15 protein-coding genes are annotated in these 19,633 nt (G+C 65.1%); 7 read left to right on the forward strand and 8 right to left on the reverse strand.

What is annotated here, in order from left to right:
* Positions 1-180: 180 nt before the first annotated feature.
* Complete coding sequence (locus tag H9K76_RS03385; protein ID WP_187600822.1) at positions 181-468, reverse strand: hypothetical protein; 288 nt, start codon at positions 466-468, stop codon at positions 181-183.
* A gap of 82 nt (positions 469-550) precedes the next feature.
* Between H9K76_RS03385 and H9K76_RS03390 the strand changes: the two genes are divergently transcribed.
* From H9K76_RS03390 to H9K76_RS03400, 3 genes are all read left to right on the forward strand, one after another.
* Positions 551-1,840 (forward strand): TolC family protein, encoded by a 1,290-nt coding sequence (locus tag H9K76_RS03390; RefSeq protein WP_246475277.1) that lies wholly within the window; start codon positions 551-553, stop codon positions 1,838-1,840.
* Positions 1,841-1,947: 107 nt separating this feature from the next.
* Complete coding sequence (locus tag H9K76_RS03395) at positions 1,948-4,065, forward strand: type I secretion system permease/ATPase (protein ID WP_187598180.1); 2,118 nt, start codon at positions 1,948-1,950, stop codon at positions 4,063-4,065.
* A 193-nt stretch (positions 4,066-4,258) separates the two neighbouring features.
* Positions 4,259-5,374, forward strand: coding sequence for an HlyD family type I secretion periplasmic adaptor subunit (locus tag H9K76_RS03400; RefSeq protein WP_223196292.1), 1,116 nt, complete (start codon positions 4,259-4,261; stop codon positions 5,372-5,374).
* Positions 5,375-5,595: 221 nt separating this feature from the next.
* Here H9K76_RS03400 and H9K76_RS03405 read toward each other — a convergent pair whose 3' ends face one another.
* The 4 genes from H9K76_RS03405 to alkB all read right to left on the reverse strand — a co-directional run bounded on the left by H9K76_RS03405 (position 5,596) and on the right by alkB (position 8,045).
* Entirely contained in the window at positions 5,596-5,988 is a 393-nt protein-coding gene (locus H9K76_RS03405; RefSeq protein WP_187598181.1) for a ribbon-helix-helix domain-containing protein, read from the reverse strand.
* Between the two features lie 98 nt (positions 5,989-6,086).
* Positions 6,087-6,668 (reverse strand): DJ-1/PfpI family protein, encoded by a 582-nt coding sequence (locus H9K76_RS03410; protein WP_187598182.1) that lies wholly within the window; start codon positions 6,666-6,668, stop codon positions 6,087-6,089.
* Between the two features lie 121 nt (positions 6,669-6,789).
* Complete coding sequence (locus tag H9K76_RS03415; protein ID WP_187598183.1) at positions 6,790-7,155, reverse strand: response regulator; 366 nt, start codon at positions 7,153-7,155, stop codon at positions 6,790-6,792.
* Between the two features lie 233 nt (positions 7,156-7,388).
* Positions 7,389-8,045: a DNA oxidative demethylase AlkB gene (gene alkB / locus H9K76_RS03420; RefSeq protein WP_187598184.1), complete on the reverse strand. Its 657-nt coding sequence runs from the start codon at positions 8,043-8,045 to the stop codon at positions 7,389-7,391.
* Between the two features lie 105 nt (positions 8,046-8,150).
* On the opposite strand from alkB, the gene H9K76_RS03425 reads away from it, so the two are divergent.
* The 3 genes from H9K76_RS03425 to H9K76_RS03435 all read left to right on the forward strand — a co-directional run bounded on the left by H9K76_RS03425 (position 8,151) and on the right by H9K76_RS03435 (position 11,631).
* On the forward strand, positions 8,151-9,317 hold the full coding sequence (locus H9K76_RS03425; RefSeq protein ID WP_187598185.1) for an acetyl-CoA acetyltransferase: 1,167 nt from the start codon (positions 8,151-8,153) through the stop codon (positions 9,315-9,317).
* Positions 9,314-10,834: an AMP-binding protein gene (locus tag H9K76_RS03430; RefSeq protein ID WP_187598186.1), complete on the forward strand. Its 1,521-nt coding sequence runs from the start codon at positions 9,314-9,316 to the stop codon at positions 10,832-10,834. The genes H9K76_RS03425 and H9K76_RS03430 overlap by 4 nt, the downstream gene beginning before the upstream one ends.
* A gap of 125 nt (positions 10,835-10,959) precedes the next feature.
* Entirely contained in the window at positions 10,960-11,631 is a 672-nt protein-coding gene (locus tag H9K76_RS03435; RefSeq protein ID WP_187598187.1) for a DsbA family oxidoreductase, read from the forward strand.
* Between the two features lie 30 nt (positions 11,632-11,661).
* Here H9K76_RS03435 and H9K76_RS03440 read toward each other — a convergent pair whose 3' ends face one another.
* The 3 genes from H9K76_RS03440 to H9K76_RS03450 form a co-directional block, all read right to left on the reverse strand.
* Positions 11,662-12,156 (reverse strand): CreA family protein, encoded by a 495-nt coding sequence (locus H9K76_RS03440; RefSeq protein ID WP_187598188.1) that lies wholly within the window; start codon positions 12,154-12,156, stop codon positions 11,662-11,664.
* Positions 12,157-12,206: 50 nt separating this feature from the next.
* On the reverse strand, positions 12,207-14,783 hold the full coding sequence (gene cphA, locus H9K76_RS03445) for a cyanophycin synthetase (protein ID WP_187598189.1): 2,577 nt from the start codon (positions 14,781-14,783) through the stop codon (positions 12,207-12,209).
* Positions 14,784-14,860: 77 nt separating this feature from the next.
* On the reverse strand, positions 14,861-17,035 hold the full coding sequence (locus H9K76_RS03450) for a cyanophycin synthetase (protein WP_187598190.1): 2,175 nt from the start codon (positions 17,033-17,035) through the stop codon (positions 14,861-14,863).
* Positions 17,036-17,278: 243 nt separating this feature from the next.
* On the opposite strand from H9K76_RS03450, the gene H9K76_RS03455 reads away from it, so the two are divergent.
* Positions 17,279-19,609: a cyanophycin metabolism-associated ABC transporter gene (locus H9K76_RS03455; protein ID WP_187598191.1), complete on the forward strand. Its 2,331-nt coding sequence runs from the start codon at positions 17,279-17,281 to the stop codon at positions 19,607-19,609.
* The last annotated feature ends 24 nt before the right edge of the window (positions 19,610-19,633 follow it).

A 19,633-nucleotide genomic window follows, 5' to 3' on the forward strand; every position in this document is an offset into this window, starting at 1 on the left:
GAGTCATTTTCAAGTAACTTTCTGGGCTCATGGCCTTGTCGTTGCTGTGATTGCGGATGTGTCTGTTTGAATGCGTTTAATTTTGATGTGTTTGAATGGATATCGAGTAGTTATTGTTTTGATACTGATATATTTTGATGCGGTTGAATATGGAACGGCTGCGCTTCATGTTCCAGGGGATTAATGAAAAATAAAGGCGCTGTCCGAAAAAGGGCGGCGGTGGGGGGAGTTTGGATAGGTCATGAAACACACAATCATGTGTTCAGAGGCGCCAGGATTGCGTACCACGCTTGTCGTGCGCACGCCCAGGCGGTGGAAATACGCATCCATTGCGGTGGCATGTGCGCCGGCATGGCTGATCCTTGGATCTAGCGGCGGGGCGCAGGCAGAGGTATCCGCAACGATGCCGGCCAAGGTATCGCCCGTGGCGGCATCGGCATCGGCATCGGCATCGGCATTTGTGCCCATCCCTGCGTCCGGAACTCTCGGTGCGCCAATCCCGCAGGCCCACAAGCGGCTCGCGCCGTCTGATCTGGCGCGTGAGGTGGATGTGCCAGAGCTACGCGCGGCCAGTGCTTCCGGCGATGAAGGCGCCTCTCCAGGCACGCAATCGCTGGCAATGGCCAGGGCGGTTCAACTGGCCGTCCAGCAGCACCCGACCATTGCCGATGCAATCGCCACGCTGTCGCAGCAGGCGGCAGGGGTGGACTACGCGCGGGCGGGCTACTACCCCCAGGTTCGCGTGGGCATGGGCACTGGCACAAGCAATGGGCGTTCGGGCAACTCCAGCATGCTGGCCCAGGCCTCGGCATCGCAGATGCTGTATGACTTTGGCAAGGTCGACAGCCAGGTGCATCGCAGTCAGGCGCTGGTGCGCAGGCAGCAGGCCATCGTGTTGCGGCAGATCGATCTCGTGGCACAGCAGGCTGCCGAGGCCGCGCTCATGGTGCATCGCTATCAGGCACTCACTGAAATTGCCGGAGGGCAGGTCGATGCCGTCGACAGCGTGCTCGAGCTGGCGCAGTTGCGTGCGAAGGCCGGACTCAGCACCAGGGCCGATCCGATACAGGCCCAGGCGCGGGCACAGGGAGCGCATGCCTACCTCGGCCAGATGAAGGCCGAGCTGGCGCAATGGCGGCAGAAGCTGCGCACGTTGGTCGGGAGTGAGGGCGCGCGCAGGATCGAGGTACTTCCGGGGCTGGAGCATCCCACGCTCTGGATGACAGCCGATCCCGAATTCCGTCTGCTGCCCGACGTATTGCTGGCACAGGCCGAGCGCCAGGCCGCGAAGGCGCAGCTGGCCACCAGCCGGGCGTCCAGGCTTCCCACCATCACGCTGGATGCCAGCGGCAACAAGGCGATCCGGGGCGTCAACCCCAGCACGTCCGAGCGCAATGGCATCTATCACTCCCTGAATGTGAATGTGAGCGTTCCGCTCTATCAGGGCGGTGCGCTGGACGCGCAGATCAGAGCGGCTGCGGCGGAAGAGATTGCGGCGGGCGAGCGCATCGAAACCGCCGTGTTGCTGGCAGGTGACCAGGCCCGTGCATGGCGCGAGATGGCGCTGGGTGCGCAGGGACGCCTTGCCGATGTGGAAAACCGCCGAAAAAGCATTCTTTCGGTGCGCGATCTCTACCGCGAGCAGTACCAGCTGGGCACCCGTTCCGTTCTGGATCTGCTCAATGCCGAGCAGGAAATTCACCAGGCAGAGGCTGAAGCGCAGGCCTTGGTTCATGACCTGTGGCAATACCGGCTCGAGTTCATCGCGGCAACGGGTCGCCTGCGCGAGTTTTTCAGCCTGAACAACACCCTGGTGCAGGGCATGGAGCTGCTTCCATGAAGCGGCCATGCGAGCAGGGCCTGCCTGGTCCCTTTGCACCCTTGCACTCTTTGACTTTCAAGACGTCCCATGCGCGCCGGTCGGATGCGGACAGGAGCTGAATGAAGATGGATCTGCCCAAAGAATACGCGGCATGGCTGGACGCGATGCTGACCATCAGCCGTCACTACGGCATGGGGACGTCGATCGAGCATGCACGCGTGGCGCTGGCGTGGGAGCGTGGAACGCCGCTGGATGATCTGCTCGAAGTCATGGCACGCCAACTGGGAATGAGTCTGAAGCTGGCACGCTTCGAGGCTTCCATGCTGGACCCCTGGCGTCTCCCACTGGCCGTGGAATTGTCGGATGGTCGCATCGGCGTCATCAGGACCGTCAATGCACAGAAGCAGGCCAGCGTGGCATTCAGTAGCGAGCACGGGGCCGAAACGGTGATCGACGGTGAGACGCTCGTGACGCATGTGATGCGCGTGGCCCTGCTGCGCCCGCTCGCGGAGATTGCCGACGCTCGCGTCGACGAGTACATCAAGCCGTGGCGACCGAGCTGGTTTCGCAAGATTGTCCTGCGTGATTGGCACCGCTATGGCGATGTACTTCTTGCATCCTTGATGGCCAATCTGCTCGCGCTCTCGGGCATGCTGTTTTCCATGCAGGTCTACGACCGTGTCGTGCCCTCGCAGTCCGAATCCACGCTCTGGGTACTGTTCGGCGGCGTGATGCTGGCCATCTGTTTCGAATTCGCGCTGCGCATGTCCCGGGCCTACATCGTCGATGTGCTCGGCAAGCGCGCCGATCTGCAGATTTCGGACGTGGTGTTCGGGCGCGCGCTGCGGCTTCGCAACGAGGTGCGGCCACGCTCCACGGGCAGCTTCATCGCGCAGATCCGCGAGATCGACCAGGTGCGAGAACTGCTCACCTCCACCACCGTGAGCGCTGCGGCCGACCTGCCGTTCTTCTTTCTGTTCGTGGTCGTGCTCTGGCTCGTTGGAGGCTCGATCGTATGGGTGCCGGTCGCCGCGCTGCCGCTGCTGCTGTTGCCGGGCCTGTTCGTCCAGAGGCCGCTGGCGCGTCTGGCCAACGCGGGCATGCGTGAATCCGCGTTGCGCAATGCCATGCTGGTAGAGGCCGTGCAGGGTATGGACGACATCAAGACACTCCGCGCCGAGCCGCGCTTCCAGAATCGCTGGAACCACGTGAATGCCGTGGCAGCCGACATCGGCATGCGCCAGCGGTTCCTTACAGGCCTGCTGATGACCTGGACGCAGGAGCTGCAGAGCGTGGTGTTTGCCGTCGTGCTGCTGATCGGCAGCTATCGCGTGATGACGGGGGACATGACCACCGGTGCGCTGGTGGGCAGCTCGATCCTTGCCTCGCGCATGCTCGCGCCGCTCGCACAGATCGCCAGCCTGCTGGCGCGCTGGCAGCAGGCGAGGGTGGCGCGTGAAGGCCTGAACAAATTGATGGAGCGTCCTGTCGACGTGCCGGACGACGCACGGCGGGTGCATGTCCCCCATCTGAAGGGTGAGTACCGGGCCACCGGTGTGCGCTTTCAGTATTCCGAGGAGGCCCGAAGGCCGGCGCTGGAGTTGCCCCACCTGCGCATCGAGGCAGGCGAGAAGATCGCGATTCTTGGCCGGATGGGTGCGGGCAAGTCGACGCTGCTGCAACTGCTGGCCGGCATGTACCGGCCCACGGCAGGCAGCATCACGCTGGACGGGATCGACCTGTCCCTGATCGATCCTTCGGATGTGCGCCGCGATGTGGGCCTGCTCGCGCAGAACGCCCATCTGTTTCACGGCACGATCCGCGAGAACCTGCAAATGGGGCGACCCATGGCCAGTGATGCCGAACTGATGGCGGCACTGCGCATGGCCGGCGCGCTGAGCCTGGTCCAGGGGCGACCCGAAGGGCTCGATGAAATCATTCAGGAGGGAGGCTCCGGGCTCTCGGGCGGGCAGCGGCAGGCGCTGCTGCTGGCCCGCACCGTCGTGCGTCGGCCTTCCGTGCTGCTGCTCGACGAACCCACGGCCCACTTCGATGAGGTGACCGAGCACCAGGTGATCGAATCCATGTCGCCGTGGCTGGCGCCGCGGACGTTGCTGGTGGCCACGCATCGCATGCCGGTGCTGCAGTGGGTGGACCGCATCATCATCGTCGACAACGGCCGCATCGTCATGGACGGGCCCAAAAAACATGTACTGGGGGAGTTGTCGAATGGCAAGGCATGACGCGCAAGCAGGAATGGAGCGATCGGAGTCCAGGCCCGCAGCATCGGATGGGGCGCGGGTTGGTGCCGGGACGAGTTCCGTCATCGTGCAGCGCCTGCCCGGGCCTGCCGGTGTGAAGGCGGGAGGCCCACGCCGCAATCCACCGCCATTGCCGGTGAGTTCACCCAGGTATCTGGCGAAGCTGCCTGCGGCCATGCTCGTGGTATGGGTCATCGCCTTGATGCTGGCCGTGTTCGTGGTGTGGGCATGGCGCTTCGAGCTGGCCGAGGTGTCGGTGGGGACGGGCAAGGTGGTCCCTTCGAGCCACGAGCAGGTGATCCAGTCGCTGGAGGGCGGCATCCTCGTCGAGCTGCTGGTCAAGGAGGGTGACATCGTCGAGGCCGGACAGGTGCTGGCACAGCTGGATCGCACCCGAAGCGAGGCGACGGTGCAGGAGAGCGTGGTGCGGCTGCGTGCGGCGCAGGCCACCGCGGCGCGCCTGATCGCGGAAGTGAATGCGACGCCGCTGAGGTTTCCCGATGAAGTGCAGGAGGATCCGGTGCTGGTGCGCACCGAGACCGCGCTGTACAACTCCCGGCGTGACGCGCTGGCAGGGTCGCTGGCAGGACTGAAGGAGGCGTTGGCGCTGGTGAGAAAGGAGCTCGCGTTGACGGAGCCCCTGGTGGCGCGCGGTGCGGCCAGCGATGTCGAGGTGCTGCGCCTCAGGCGGCAGGCGAATGACCTGGAAACCCGCATCGCAGAAGCTCGCAGCCAGTACCTCGTGAAGGCACGCGAGGAACTCGCCAAGGCCCATGCGGAAATCGAATCGCTGCGGCAGGTGGCACGCGGGCGAGCGGACTCGCTTACGAGGCTCACTTTCACGTCACCGGTGCGCGGCGTGGTGAAGGACATCGCGGTCACCACCATCGGTGGCGTGATCCCACCGAACGGAAGGTTGATGGAGATCGTGCCGCTTGATGAAAAGCTGCTGGTCGAGGCGCGAGTTTCGCCACGCGATGTGGCCTTCATCCACCCCGGACAGCCGGCCACCGTGAAGATCACGGCCTACGACTACGCGATCTACGGTGGCCTGCCGGCCCACGTGGTGACCATCTCGCCCGATACCCTTCAGGACGATGTCAAGCGCGACCAGTACTACTACCGCGTCTTCATCCGCACCGAGGCGGATCACCTGCGGCGCGGCGACAGGACCTTTCCGATCAGCCCCGGCATGATCGCCACGGTCGAGATCCACACGGGCAGCAAGACGGTGCTGCAGTATCTGGTCAAGCCTTTCAACAAGGCGCGGGAGGCGTTTCGGGAGCGTTGATGCTGCCTCGTGGCGGGGCCCCTTTTTTTGCGAGTGGTAACGCTGTAGAGCGTCTCTTTACTTGGTTATAGGGTGGAGGCTGGGAGTGCCCCGCCGGGGGCACTCCCGGCCTCTACCCTTAACCACCCAACAAAAGATCCTAAAAAAACAAACACAAAGCACGCCCCATCCCCTTCCCAAGCAAACGCAGAGAACGATGGGCCGACGGGTGCAATGGAACCTCAACCGGCGTGCCGCTGCCCCTGAGCTACAGCATTCACCACCGCCGCCGGCATGCGCCACTCCGTGGCCAGCACCTGCCGCGCGTCGAGGCTGCGAATGGAGATGGAGGTGTCCCGGGGGATGCCGCCCGCGAGCTGAAGCGCGAGATAGCGTCCGCAGCACACCCGCAGGAACGAGGTGAAGTTCTCCACGCTGCCGTGGGCCTGCTGCAATTCGTCGTGCAGCCGGGCGCACAGCTGGGGGATGCTCATGCCGTCGCGTTGGGCGATTTCCTCGAGTACACGCCAGAACAGGTTCTCAAGGCGGATGCTGGTCACGACGCCGTGCAGGCGCACCGAGCGTGCACGGCTGGCATACAGGTCGGGGTCGGCGCTGATGAATACTTCGCACATGGCTGGTATGTCTCCTTCTGTCTCTGTGGGTGGAAGGCAGCCGACATTGTGCATGCAGCGACAGGCCGCGGGCCGCACGCGGCCAACAGCCTCTTGGATCAGTGCTGGATGCGGGTTCCGAGCACGGCGAGGAACTGGGCGATCCAGGCAGGGTGCGCGGGCCAGGCGGGTGCCGATACCAGGTTGCCGTCGGTATGCGCCTTGTCCACGGCGATGTCGGCGTAGGTGCCGCCGGCCAGTTCCACCTCGGCACGGCAGGCGGGGTAGGCGGAGCAGGTACGGCCCTTGAGCACGCCCGCTCCGGCCAGAAGCTGCGCACCATGGCAGATTGCGGCCACGGGCTTGTTGGCATCGAAGAAGTGGCGCACGGCACTCACCACCGAGGGATAGGTCCGCAGGTACTCGGGACCGCGCCCGCCCGGCACCACGAGGGCATCGTACGAGGTGACATCGATGGCGTCGAAGCTTGCGTTCAGCGTGAAGTTGTGGCCCGGCTTCTCGCTGTAGGTCTGGGCGCCCTCGAAGTCATGGATGGCGGTCTTGATACTGTCCCCGGCGGACTTGTCCGGGCAGACCGCGTGCACCGTGTGTCCCACGGCCAGCAGGGCCTGGAACGGCACCATGGTCTCGTAGTCCTCGCAGTAGTCTCCGCAGATCATCAAAATCTTCTTGCCTGCCATGTCTGTCTCCTGAAAATGAAAGAAAGAGCGTCGTGAGAAACGGTTTTCAGGATTGTTGGCGCGGTTTGCACCGAGCGGGTGTTATCCCCTTACTACATGGCGAGTGGCAGCGCGCGGCGGGTCAGGTGCGCTGGCCTGTGCCTTGCGCAGCGGCGTCAACGAGGGATTCCAGTTCATCCACTCCGAACGGCTTGATCAGCAGATGCACGTTGGCACCCTGCGGCTTGGAGTGTTCGTCCATGTGATGACCCGTGCAGAGGACCACCCAGCGCTCGGGGTCGTCCGCCAGCAGGGAGGTGCAGAGCTCAATGCCCGACATGCCGGGCAATGTGACGTCGGTGATGATCAGATCGAATGCGCCCTGCGCATCGAGTTCGCGCGCCTCTTCCGCGCTGACGCAGCAGACCACCTGTCGCTGCTCGCCTTGCAGCAGGACGGAAATGGACTCACGCAATTGTCGATTGTCTTCAACGTAGAGGATGCGCACAAAACTCCTTGCAGGTTCTGGAGAGGGGATCGATTGATTGATCGATCGATTCAATGAAATGGGAAAGCCCGGGGGCATTTCCCGGCTGGATGCCACAGGCGCTGGAGCCGAGGTTCCCAGGTATATCCGGCTTGCGGATCATGGTAGCCAAGTCGGCCGGGTAAGCCCACCACGGGGCAGATGGCCCCACCTGTCCTGGGGACTCAGCGGCCATTGTTGCCGCAGAAAGCAGCTCAACCTGCCCGGCGCATCGTGATGTTGTAGCGAAATGCTTCGGTGCGGGGATGATATCCCTCGGCGACAGGCATCACGCCATGAAAGCGCAGGCGATCTTCGCCACCCCACAGCAGCACATCGCCGTGTTCCAGCGGAATCGTGCGATGGCGTTCGCCCCGCGTGAGTCCTCCCCACATGAAGCGAGCGGGTACGCCCAGCGACACGGAGATGATGGGCGCCGAGAAATCGCGTTCGTCGCGGTCCTGGTGCAGCGACAGCCGTGTGCCGGGCGCGTAGCGATTGATCAGGCACGCATCCGGCGGAGCGCAGCCGGTGAACAGGCCCGACGCCAAACGCGCTCTGGCCGCCAGGTCGAGCCAGTGCCGGGGAATCGGTGGCCAGGGCTGCTGCGACAGCGGGTCGTCATGCACGTACCGGTAGCCGCGCGCATCGCTCACCCAGCCCAGGTCGCCGCAGCTCGTCGTGGCCACCGACATGGATTGGCCTCCCGGCGTGACCATGTGGCGCCAGGGCGCGGCCAGGGCGATTTGCCCGATGTCGTCCAGCAATCGATCGGCGAGATCCAGTGCGAAGCGCCTGAGCAGCACGGCGTGCGTGCCTATCCACAGGGGCTCCGCGAGGCCGGGTGCGTCGGGGAAGAGATCGTCGGTCATCAGCGGATTGGGTACTAACCCTAGTGTAGTTTTGCGACTGTACGCCGGCGCCTGCGGTTCGTACCATCGTCATCATCGGTCCATTCAAGAATCAAGGAGACGAACATGGGCGTGTCGATCGTAGGCTGGGCGCATCTTCCCTTTGGCAAACTCGACGGTTTGTCGCTGGAGGCGCTGATCACTAAGGCCGCCTCGGGGGCCATGCAGCATGCCGGCATCGATGGCAAGGCCGTCGATGGCGTCTGGCTGGGCAACCTCAACGGCGGATTCGCGCCTGACATCTTTGCCTCGTCGCTCGCGCTGCAGGCCGACCCGCATCTGCGCTGGAAGCCCGCGACGCGCCTGGAGAATGCCTGTGCCTCGGGCTCCGCGGCCGTCTATGCAGCCTGCGATGCGATCGAGTCGGGCCGTGCGCGCGTGGCGCTGGTCGTCGGGGCGGAAAAGATGACCGCGGTGAGCGGGGCGGAGGTCACGCGGATTCTAGGTGATTGCGGCTACTCCGGTGAGGTGCAACCCGGTGATGGCGGCTTTCCCGGCATCTTCGCGAAGATCGCGCAAGCATACTTTGCACGCCATGGCGACAACAGCGCGACGCTGGCGCGCATTGCCGCCAAGAACCATGCGAATGGCGCACTCAATCCGTGGGCGCATATGCGCCGTGACCTGGGCTTCGAGTTCTGCAACACGGTGTCCGACAAGAACCCGATGATCGCCGCACCGCTGCGCAAGACCGACTGCTCGCTGGTCTCGGACGGTGCCGCGGCGCTGATCCTGGCCAGCGACGACATGCTGGCGAACTTCGGGCGCGCGGTGCGGTTCCGCTCGCGCGCGCAGGTCAATGACTTTCTTCCCATGCAGGGCCGCGATGTCGTGCAGTTCGAGGGGCCGCGTCGCGCGTGGCAGCAGTCCTTCGACCAGGCGGGCTGTTCCGTCGATGATCTCTCGTTCGCCGAAGTGCACGACTGTTTCACGATCGCCGAATTGCTGACCTACGAGGCCATGGGACTTGCCGGGGCGGGGCAGGGCCACCGCGTGATCGACGATGGCACGGTGCTGCGCAATGGCCGCCTGCCGGTCAACGCATCCGGGGGCCTCAAGGCCAAGGGCCATCCCATCGGCGCGACGGGCGTCTCCATGCATGTGCTCTCGGCCATGCAGCTGGTCGGCGAGGCCGGCGATATCCAGGTGAAGGATCCGTCGCTGGGGGCGGTCTTCAACATGGGGGGCTCGGCGGTGGCGAACTATGTGAGCATCCTGGAGCGCGCCCGATGAACATTTCACAGCTCGTCCATCGCACCGCACTGGCGCACGGCGAACGGCCGGCCATCTTTCTGGGTGCGAGGGAGGTGTGCACCTACCGCACGCTGGAAGATCGCGTGGCACGGCTTGCGGGATTCCTGAGGGATGCCTGCGGCGTGCAGGTGGGCGATCGCGTGGCCATCTTCGCGGCCAACTGCACGCAGTACCTGGAGGCGCTGCACGCGATCCACTGGGCCGGGGCAGTGTCGGTGCCCGTGAACTACAAGCTGCACGGCAAGGAATTTGCCTACGTAATGGAGAACTCGGGTGCGCGTCTGGCCTTTGCGTCCCCCGAACTGGGCGTGGCGGCACGGGAGGCCGGCATCGATGCCGCCACGCTGATCGAGTTCGGCGGCGAGGCATGGCAAGCTGCCGTATCGCGCGGTGAGCCGCTGGCGATGCAGGACCGGTCCCCGGACGACGTGGCATCGCTGTTCTACACATCGGGCACGACGGGTCGTCCCAAGGGCGTGATGCAGACCCATGGCAACCTGCTGGCCGCCACCATGGCCTACTTCACCGACGTCGACGACGTGCAGGTGGATGACGCCATGGTCTACGCCGCGCCGATGTCGCACGGCGCAGGCCTCTACAACTATGCCCACATGCTGCGTGGAGCGCGGCATGTGATCCCGGTTTCCGGCGGGTTCGATCCCGCGGAATTGGTCGAGCTTGCGGCAAGCGTCGGCCGCCTCAGCCTGTTCGCGGCGCCTACGATGGTGCACAGGCTGGTCGATCACGTGCAGCGCGCCCGGGCCGATGTGAGCGGCTTCAAGACCATCGTCTACGGCGGCGGGCCGATGTACGTCGAGGATCTGCGCCGTGCGCTCGATGCCATGGGCCAGAAGTTCGTGCAGATCTATGGACAGGGTGAATGTCCGATGACGATCACCGCGCTTTCGCGCGAGCAGATCGCCGACGTGCATCACGCGCGCTGGGCGCAGCGCATTGCTTCGGTCGGAAAGGCCCATGCCTGCGTCGAGGTGCGCGTGGTCGATGGCAGCGGCAGCGACGTGCCCGTGGATGCGCTGGGCGAGGTGGTGGTGCGCGGCACGCCTGTGATGGCCGGCTACTGGGCCAACGAAGCCGCCACACAAGGCACGCTGCGCGGCGGCTGGTTGCACACGGGCGATGTGGGGAGCCTCGATGCCGATGGTTTTCTCACGCTGCGTGACCGCTCCAAGGACGTGATCATCTCGGGCGGCTCCAATATCTATCCGCGCGAGGTCGAGGAGGTGTTGCTCCTGCATCCGCGGGTCAGCGAGGTCGCCGTGATCGGCCAGCGCGATGCGGACTGGGGCGAGGTCGTGATCGCGTTCCTGGTGAGCACCGACGGCACCGAGCTCGCATCGCACGAACTCGATGCGCTGTGCCTCGACCACATCGCTCGCTTCAAGCGGCCCAAGGCCTACCGATGGCTCCAGGCGCTGCCCAAGAACAGCTACGGCAAGGTCCTCAAGACCGAGCTGCGCACGTTGCTCGAAGGCTGAGGGCCGACGTCCCGACCGTGCATGGGGAAAACCGAAATGGCGTAGATTGCATCCACGCCTCTCTCTCTTTCTTTTTCTCTCTTGGGCTTCACTTTTTCCATTGCGCCAGCACGGAGTTCCCTGCCATGTCCGACACCCACGCACCCACCCGACTCAAGATCGATTTCGTCTCCGATGTGTCCTGCCCATGGTGCGCCATCGGCCTGCATGCGCTCGAGCAGGCCGCGGATCGCGTCAAGGACCAGGTGCAGATCGACCTGCACTTTCAGCCGTTCGAGCTGAATTCGGACATGCCTCCCGAAGGCGAGGATGTGATGGAGCACCTGCAGCGCAAATATGGTGCGCCGGCCGAACAGATGCGCAAGAACCAGCAGGCCATCACCGAGCGCGGCGCAGGCCTGGGATTCACCTTCAACATGGACCAGCGCAGCCGCATTTACAACACGTTCGATGCGCACCGGCTGCTGCACTGGATGGAGGAAGAAGGCTCAGGCGAGCAGCAGCGCGCGCTCAAGCATGCGCTCTTCTCGGCCTATTTCACCCATGGACAGAACCCGGGCGACCACGCCGTGCTGTTGCGCATCGTGCGGGAGCTGGGCCTCGACGAGGCGCGGGCGAAGGCCATCCTCGAGTCGGACGAGTTCGCGCAGCAGGTGCGCGAGCGCGAGGCCTTCTATCACCAGCATGGCATCCATTCCGTGCCTGCAGTGATCGTGAACGATCGGCACCTGATCCAGGGCGGCCAACCGGTGGAAGTGTTCGAGCAAGCGCTCAGGAAATTGGCCGATCAGGCCTGACCATCGGCTCGCCCTCAAGAGGGCGCGAGCTTACTTCCTGACGGGGATGGGCGTGGCGTGTGCCACCGGCACCGCGGACACCGAGTTCTGCGGCGAGCCGTCGATGAGCTTGTCGGAGTAGGTCATGTAGACCAGTGCATTGCGCTTGCCATCCACCATGCGTACGACGCGCAGGCGCTTGAACAGAATGGACGTGCGTTCGCTGAACACTTCTTCCTGCTGCTTCAAGGGCTGGGGAAACGAGACGGCGCCCACCTGGTGGCATGAAATCGAGGCCTCCGCGCGGTCCTCCGCGAGGCCCAGAGACCCCTTCACGCCGCCTGTGCGGGCGCGCGAGACATAGCAGGTGACGCCCTGCACGGCAGGGTCGTCATAGGCCTCCACGATGATGTCGTGATCTCGGCCGAGCAGCTTGAAGGCGGTGTCCACGGTGCCGATCTTCTCGCCATCGGCAGCGGAAGCGGGGACGGACAGGCAAGCCAGCGCGAGCGCCGACAGGAGGGTCTTCCAGGACAGATTGCGCATGGCTTGTGGCTGTGAGGGCATGGTGTCGGTGAAGGGCCTGATGAAGGGCCTCAGGCCCGGGCTTCGGCGCAGCGCTTGTTCAGGTGCTCGAGCGCTTCTTCCACCTGGTCGACCAGCACCAGGCAGAGGTCGCCGGGCGTGAGGCGCCCCAGCGCATGGTCGATGGCGATGAACTCGCCGTGGATCTCCGTGCTGTAGCTGGTGCGCGGCGCTCCTTCAAGGCCCTGCTTGAGCAGTGCGAGCACCTCGCCGTCCTCGCGTCCGCGCTGGCAGGCATCCTGGTACAGGATCACGTCGTCGAAGTACTGGCCAAGGATCTGCGTCTGCTCGACGATGTCCTGGTCGCGGCGATCGCCCGCGCCCGAGATCACCACGCTGCGACGCTTGCCGGGCATGGCTTCGACGGCCTGTGCCAGCGCACGGATGGCATCGGGGTTGTGGCCGTAGTCGGCGATCACGGTGGCACCCTTGTATTCCATCACGTTGAAGCGTGCCGGCGCGTTGTCGCTGTCGTTCATGAAGCCCGCGAGGCCGCGTCGGATGGTCTGCCACGGCAGGTTGGAGGCCCATGCGGCGCCGATGGCGGCCATCACGTTCTCGACCTGGAAGGTGATCAGGCCGCCGCGGGTGATCGGGATGTCGCGCAGCGGGATGGTCTCGCGCCACGAACCTTCGGCCGCCACGATGCTGTCGCCATCCACGTAGACCACGCGGTTGCCCTGGGCGCGGTGCGTCGCCATCACCGGATGATGGCGGTCGGCCGCGAAGAAGATGATCTTGCCGGGGCAGACATTGGCCATGGCCGCCACCAGCGGATCGGCGGCATTGAGCACGCCATAGCCATCGGTGGCCACGTTCTGCACGATCACGCGCTTGAGCACGGCAACGTCTTCGACCGTGGTGATGAAGTTCAGGCCCAGGTGGTCGCCTGCGCCCACGTTGGTGACCACGGCGACCTGGCAGCGGTCGAAGCCCAGGCCTTCACGCAGGATGCCGCCGCGCGCGCATTCGAGCACGGCCGCATCGGTCTCGGGATGCGCGAGCGCATTGCGGGCGCTGCGCGGTCCGGAGCAGTCGCCGCTGTCGATCTGGCGGCCATTGACATACACGCCATCGGTGTTGGTCATGGCGGTGCGCCAGCCGTGCGAGGTGAACAGGTGGGCGATCACACGCGTGGTAGTGGTCTTGCCGTTGGTGCCGGTCACGGCCACCAGCGGAATGCGTCCGTCCTGGCCGGGCGCGAACAGTTCGTCGACCATGGGCACGCCCACGTTGCGCGGCTTGCCGAACGAGGGGGCCAGGTGCATGCGCAGGCCCGGTGCGGCATTCACTTCGACGATGCCGCCGTTCTGCTCCTCCAGCGGCTTGAGCATGGTTTCGCAGACCACGTCCACGCCGCAGATGTGCAGGCCGATGGTCTGTGCGGCCTCGATGGCGCGCGCAGCGATTTCGGGATGCACGTCGTCGGTCACGTCCGTGGCGCTGCCACCGGTCGAAAGGTTGGCGTTGTTGCGCAGCACGACGCGTTGGCCCTGGGCGGGCACGGATTCGGGCGTGAGCCCTTCGGTGGCGATGCGTGCGACGGCGATGTCGTCAAGGCGGATCTTGGTGAGCGCAGTGCCGTGGCCGGTGCCGCGGCGCGGATCGCGGTTGACGATCTCGACCAGTTCGCGGATGTTGTGCTGGCCATCGCCGAGCACCTGCGGTGGCTCGCGGCGCGCGGCAGCCACCAGTTGGCCGCCCACGACGAGCAGGCGGAAATCATGGCCGGGCAGGAAGCGCTCGACCATCACGTCGTCGCCGAATTCCTCGGCAACCTTGTAGGCAGCCTCCAGGCCCTCGCGCGTGGTGATGTTCACGACCACGCCCTTGCCCTGGTTGCCGTCCTGCGGCTTCACGACCACCGGCAGCCCCACTTCCTGGGCGACGGTCCAAGCGTCCTCGATGTCCTTGACGGGGCGGCCGAGCGGCACGGGCACGCCCGCGGCATGCAGCAGGCGCTTGGTGAGATCCTTGTCCTGCGCGATAGACTCGGCCACGGCGCTGGTCTGGTCGAGTTCTGCGGCCTGGATGCGGCGGGCCTTGGAGCCCCAGCCGAGCTGCACCAGCGAGCCCGAGGTGAGCCGGCGGAACGGGATGCCGCGCGCAACGGCGGCATCGACGATGGATCCGGTCGAGGGGCCGATGCGCTCGTCCTCATCGGTCTCGCGCAGGTCTGCAATGGCCTTGTCGGCGTCGAACGGCGTGTCGTCGAGCGCTGCACGTGCCAGCGCTTCGGCGTATTCCATGGCCTTGCGGCCGACGGCTTCCTCGGTGTATTCGACGACCACCTGGAACGTGCCGGGTTCGACGGTGGAATGCGTGCGGCTGAAGGTGACGGGGCAGCCCGCCTGGGCCTGCAACTGCAGCGCGGCCACTTCGATCACGTGCGCAATCGAGAGACGCTGGTCTGCGCCATGCGGCTGCAGTGCGCCGATCTTGGGGAAGCGCGCGCGCAGCCGCTCCTCGAAGCCGGCGATGTCGGAGTACACGCACTCGTTGGTGTCGCAATGGACGACCGCTTCGATCGCGGTGTTGCGGCTCCAGAGATTCGGACCGCGAAGGGCTCGGGCGCGGGTGACTTGCATGTTTGTTTCTTTCCTTTGTGCGCTGCCGCATCGTGCGCGGCACCGCAGAGAAATCATCGTGTTGTGGTTTCGGCCGGTCAGGCGACGTTGTATTCGAAGGTCTTGATGCCGGCACCGATCAGGTCGGGCGCGATGTCCATCGACCATGCCGCCGCGATCGCGGCCAGCAGGGCAGAGGTATCGGGCTTGCGGCCGCCGGGCAGCGACAGGGCATCGAGCGTTCCGAGCACGCGCTCCTGGGCACCCGTGGCCAGGATCACCTGGTTGTTCTTCACGAATACGGCGCGGCCTTCGGCATGGTCTTCACGGTGCTTGGCGATGTGCGCGTTGTCGGCGTGCAGCGAATACAGCAGCACTTCGCCGTCGCACAGGCGCGCCAGATCGGCCACCTGCTCGATGTCGGCGTTGAGCACGCCGGCACCTTCGTCGAGCACCACGTCGATCTGCGTGCGCATCACGCGGGTCATCTGTTCCTGCTCGTGGACGTCGTGGTCCTTGAGTGTCTCGAAGCCATCCATGTCGGTGACCACGCCGACCAGGCAGCGGTCGTAGGCCAGGCCTTCCTCGAGGATGGAGCGTGCCGTGGTCTCGATCACGGCGGCCTGCGCGAGACGGTTGGTCAGCAGGCGGTGCGCACCGGCCCAGTTGGCCGTGTTGCTGCGCTGCGTCTGGCGGTTGTTCAGGAACATGCCCTGCTCGCTGGCCACGCCCGTGAGCTTGCCCGACAGCTGCAGCAGCCAGCCCACGAGGCGCGCGATGAACGCGTTCTCGCGCGTGCCCGCAATGCCGACGATGGGGATGCGGCCCGAGCCCGTGCCTTCCTCGGTGGTGGGGAACAGGTGCTCGACGATGGCCTGGCCGACCGGGCGGGGTGCGCCGCTGGTGGGCTTCAGGTGCATCAGCAATCCGGGGCCGGCGTTCACTTCCAGGATCGCGCCCTGGCCCTTCATGGGCTTGCTGACGTCCTGCAGGATCATGTCCATGCCGGCGATGTCGAGGCCGACGATCTTCGCGGCCAGCGTGGCGTAGTAGGCCACGTCGGGATGTACTTCGTCGGTGCAGTCGATCGCCATGTTGCCATTGCGCTGCAGCAGAATCGATTCGCCCTGCGCGGGCACGGAAGCGGGCGTGACATTCTGGCGCTTGAGCTCCAGCTTGACGGCGGGGGCTTCGAGGTTGATCCAGTCGAGCGGATACTCCTGCTCGGGTCCGCGGCGCGGATCCTGGTTGACCACGGCGACCAGTTCGGACAGCGTGGACTTGCCATTGCCCGTGACGCTCACGGTCTCGCCGCGGCAGGCCGCGACGACCTTGCCGCCCACGACCAGCAGGCGATGCTCGGTGCCGTTGATGAACTTCTCGACGATCACGTCCGAGCCTTCGGGCTGGGCCAGCGCGAACGCGGCCTTGATGTCGTCCTCGGCGCTGAGGTCCAGCGTCACGCCGCGCGCATGGTTGCCGTCGGAGGGCTTCACGGTCACGGGGAAGCCGATGTCCTGGGCCACTTCCCAGGCCTCTTCGGGGCTCGTGACGATCTGGCCTTCCGGCACGGGCACGCCGCAGGCCGCCAGCAGGCGCTTGGTGAAATCCTTGTCCTGCGCAATGCCTTCGGCGATGGCGCTGGTCTGGTCGCTCTCGGCGGTCCAGATGCGGCGCTGGGCCGCGCCGTAACCGAGCTGCACGAGGTTGCCGTCGTTCAGGCGGATGTGGGGAATGCGGCGCTCGCCGGCGGCGTCGACGATACAGCCGGTGCTGGGGCCGAGGTAGCGGTCGTTGATCGCGGTCTTGATGGCCTGGATCGCGGGCTTGCGGTCGAACGGCTGGTCGTTGATGGCCGCCATGATCAGCTTGTGGCCCCAGTAAAGAGCCGTGCGCGCCACCGACTCCTCGGGGCAGCGGAACACCATGCGGTAGACGCCGCGCTGCGAAATCTCGCGCGTCTGGCCGAACTCGGCGGGCATGCCGGCCAGGTTCAGCAATTCGATGACGATGTGCTCAAGCACATGTCCCATCCAGGTGCCACCCTCCAGACGCTGGATGAAGCCGCCGCGTTCGCCGACGCCGCAGGTGTGCTCGATCAGGTCGGGCAGCCAGGCGGTGAGGCGTTCGTTGAAGCCGGGGATCTTGTTGGACGGATAGTCTTCCAGCTCTCCCAGGTCAAGCCAGACCTCCAGAACGGGTCGGTAGGTCCAGACGCTGGGGCCGCGCAGGTAGGTGGTGCGCAAGAGTTGGATGTCGTTGAGTGTCGCCATGGATTGCAACTTGTGAATGCTTGAAACTCAGACGAGGGCGGGGAAGGAGTGCATCCGCCGCGAACGTCGACTTGTGGTGTGCATTGTGCGCGCTAAATGCTACATATGCGGGCGGATGTCAGCGCGAAAAGGGGCAAGTGCGTTACTAAAGGATGCTGCAGTGCGGCAACGGGAATCGGACACAATCCGACTTCTGGCCCGGACAGACTTTCTGGCCGAGTCAAGGGCAGACATATAAACCACATGCAAAATCAACATCCTTTGGACGCCTCGGGTGTCTTGAACGGCCCGCTGGGAACCGACCTGCGATCGAAACTCGCTACAGATGAGAACGTGCTCGCCACGCTGCAGGTTGACCTGACGCCCGATCTGCGCTTCCAGCAAGGGCTTCTTGCGCTCACGTCTGCCCGGTTCATTTTCCGCAATGCGGAAGGCGAGGTGCAGGAATGGCCGCTTGGGGCCGACATGTCGCTGCGCCTGGTGGACCACGGCGGCGTCGGCACGCTCGAGCTGCACTCCGAGGCGCAGCGCCTGGCGCTGTGGCGATTCCGGCTGGGGCTGCATCCGCAGGCTCTGGCGCTGATGCAAAGATTTGAAAAGCTCGAGCGCAGGCTCGAAGCTGCACGCGACGGCCACTCGCTTCCGCCCGAGTCCGACGAGGAAGAGGCGCAATGCCCCACCTGCCATACGCCCCTGCCGCCCGACAGCGACGAATGCCCGGCGTGCGCGCGCCAGCAGGCGCCGCACACGTCCACCTGGGTGCTGCTGCGCCTGTGGCGCTTTGCCAAGCCCTACAAGAACCAGCTGCTGCTTGGATTCCTGCTGACGCTGGCGGCGACCGGGGCACAGCTGGTCGCCCCGTACCTGACGATTCCGATCATGGACAAGATTCTGATCCCGTTCCAGAACGGCGAGAAGATCGATCCCGCCATGGTGACCTTTTATCTGGGGGCCCTGTTGCTGTCGGCCTTGCTGGCCTGGATGCTCGGCTGGGCGCGCACGTTCGTGCTGGCGCGGGTGTCCGAGCGGATCGGCTCGGGTCTGCGCACCACCACTTACAACCACTTGCTGAAGCTTTCGCTTGATTACTACGGCAGCAAGCGCACCGGTGACCTGATGGCCCGTATCGGTGCCGAAACCGACCGCATCAATCTGTTTCTCTCGCTCAACGCGCTCGATTTCGCTACCGACGTGCTGATGATGATGATGACGGCGGCCATCCTGTTCTCCATCAACCCATGGCTGGCGCTGGCCACGCTCGTGCCGCTGCCGTTCATCGCATGGATGATCCATCTGGTGCGTGAACGCCTGCGCACCGGCTTCGAGAAGATCGACCGTGTCTGGTCGGAAGTGACCAACGTGCTGGCCGACACGATTCCCGGCATCCGCGTGGTGAAGGCCTTCGCCCAGGAAAAGCGCGAGGCCGACCGGTTCGCCGATGCCAACCTGGCCAACCTGCAGGCCAACGACAAGGTGAACAAGACCTGGTCGCTGTTCACACCGACCGTGACCTTCCTGACCGAGGTGGGCCTGCTCATCGTCTGGGCCTTCGGCATCTGGCTGGTCGCGGGGGGCAGCATCACCGTCGGTGTGCTGACGGCCTTCATTGCCTACATCGGCCGCTTCTACAGCCGACTCGATTCCATGAGCCGCATCGTCTCGGTCACCCAGAAGGCAGCGGCGGGAGCCAAGCGCATCTTCGACATCCTTGATCACGTGAGCAACGTGCCCGATCCACAGAACCCGGTCAAGCTCGGGGCCGTGAAGGGTGCACTGACGATGGAGGACGTGAGCTTCCGCTACGGCAGCCGCTCGGTCATCAAGCATCTGGACCTGCAGATCAAGCCGGGCGAGATGATCGGCCTGGTGGGTCACAGCGGCTCCGGCAAGAGCACGCTGGTCAATCTGATCTGCCGCTTCTACGACGTGAGCGAAGGCTCGATCCAGCTGGACGGCGTGGACGTGCGCCGCATCGCCGTGTCCGATTTCCGCCGCAACATCGGCCTGGTGCTCCAGGAGCCGTTCCTGTTCTTCGGCACGATCGCCGAGAACATCGCCTACGGCAAGCCCGAGGCGACGCGCGAGGAGATCGTCGCGGCCGCGCGCGCAGCGCATGCGCACGAATTCATCCTGCGACTTCCCCATGGCTACGACTCGCTGGTGGGTGAGCGCGGGCAGGGCCTGTCGGGCGGCGAGCGCCAGCGCATCTCGATTGCGCGCGCGCTGCTGATCGACCCACGCATCCTGATCCTCGACGAGGCCACGTCGGCGGTGGATACCGAGACGGAAAAGGAAATCCAGAAGGCCCTCGACAACCTGGTGCAGGGCCGCACGACGATTGCCATTGCCCACCGCCTGTCGACGCTGCGCAAGGCCGACCGGCTGGTGGTGATGGACCGCGGCGAAATCGTGGAGGTCGGACCGCACGACGAACTCATGGCGTGTGAAGGTGCCTACTGGCGCCTGTACATGGCGCAGGCACGCCGCGCCGAGGAAGATGCCGAAGCGGCAGGCGTGGTGATCGACGCGGCTTCGCGCGTGGCACCGGCGTCCCCCCTTCGCGAACATGCCTGATGCATGAGTGGATCCATGCCCGCA

Origin of the sequence: Diaphorobacter ruginosibacter (assembly GCF_014395975.1) — a bacterium.
GTDB classification, from domain to species: domain Bacteria; phylum Pseudomonadota; class Gammaproteobacteria; order Burkholderiales; family Burkholderiaceae_C; genus Diaphorobacter_A; species Diaphorobacter_A ruginosibacter.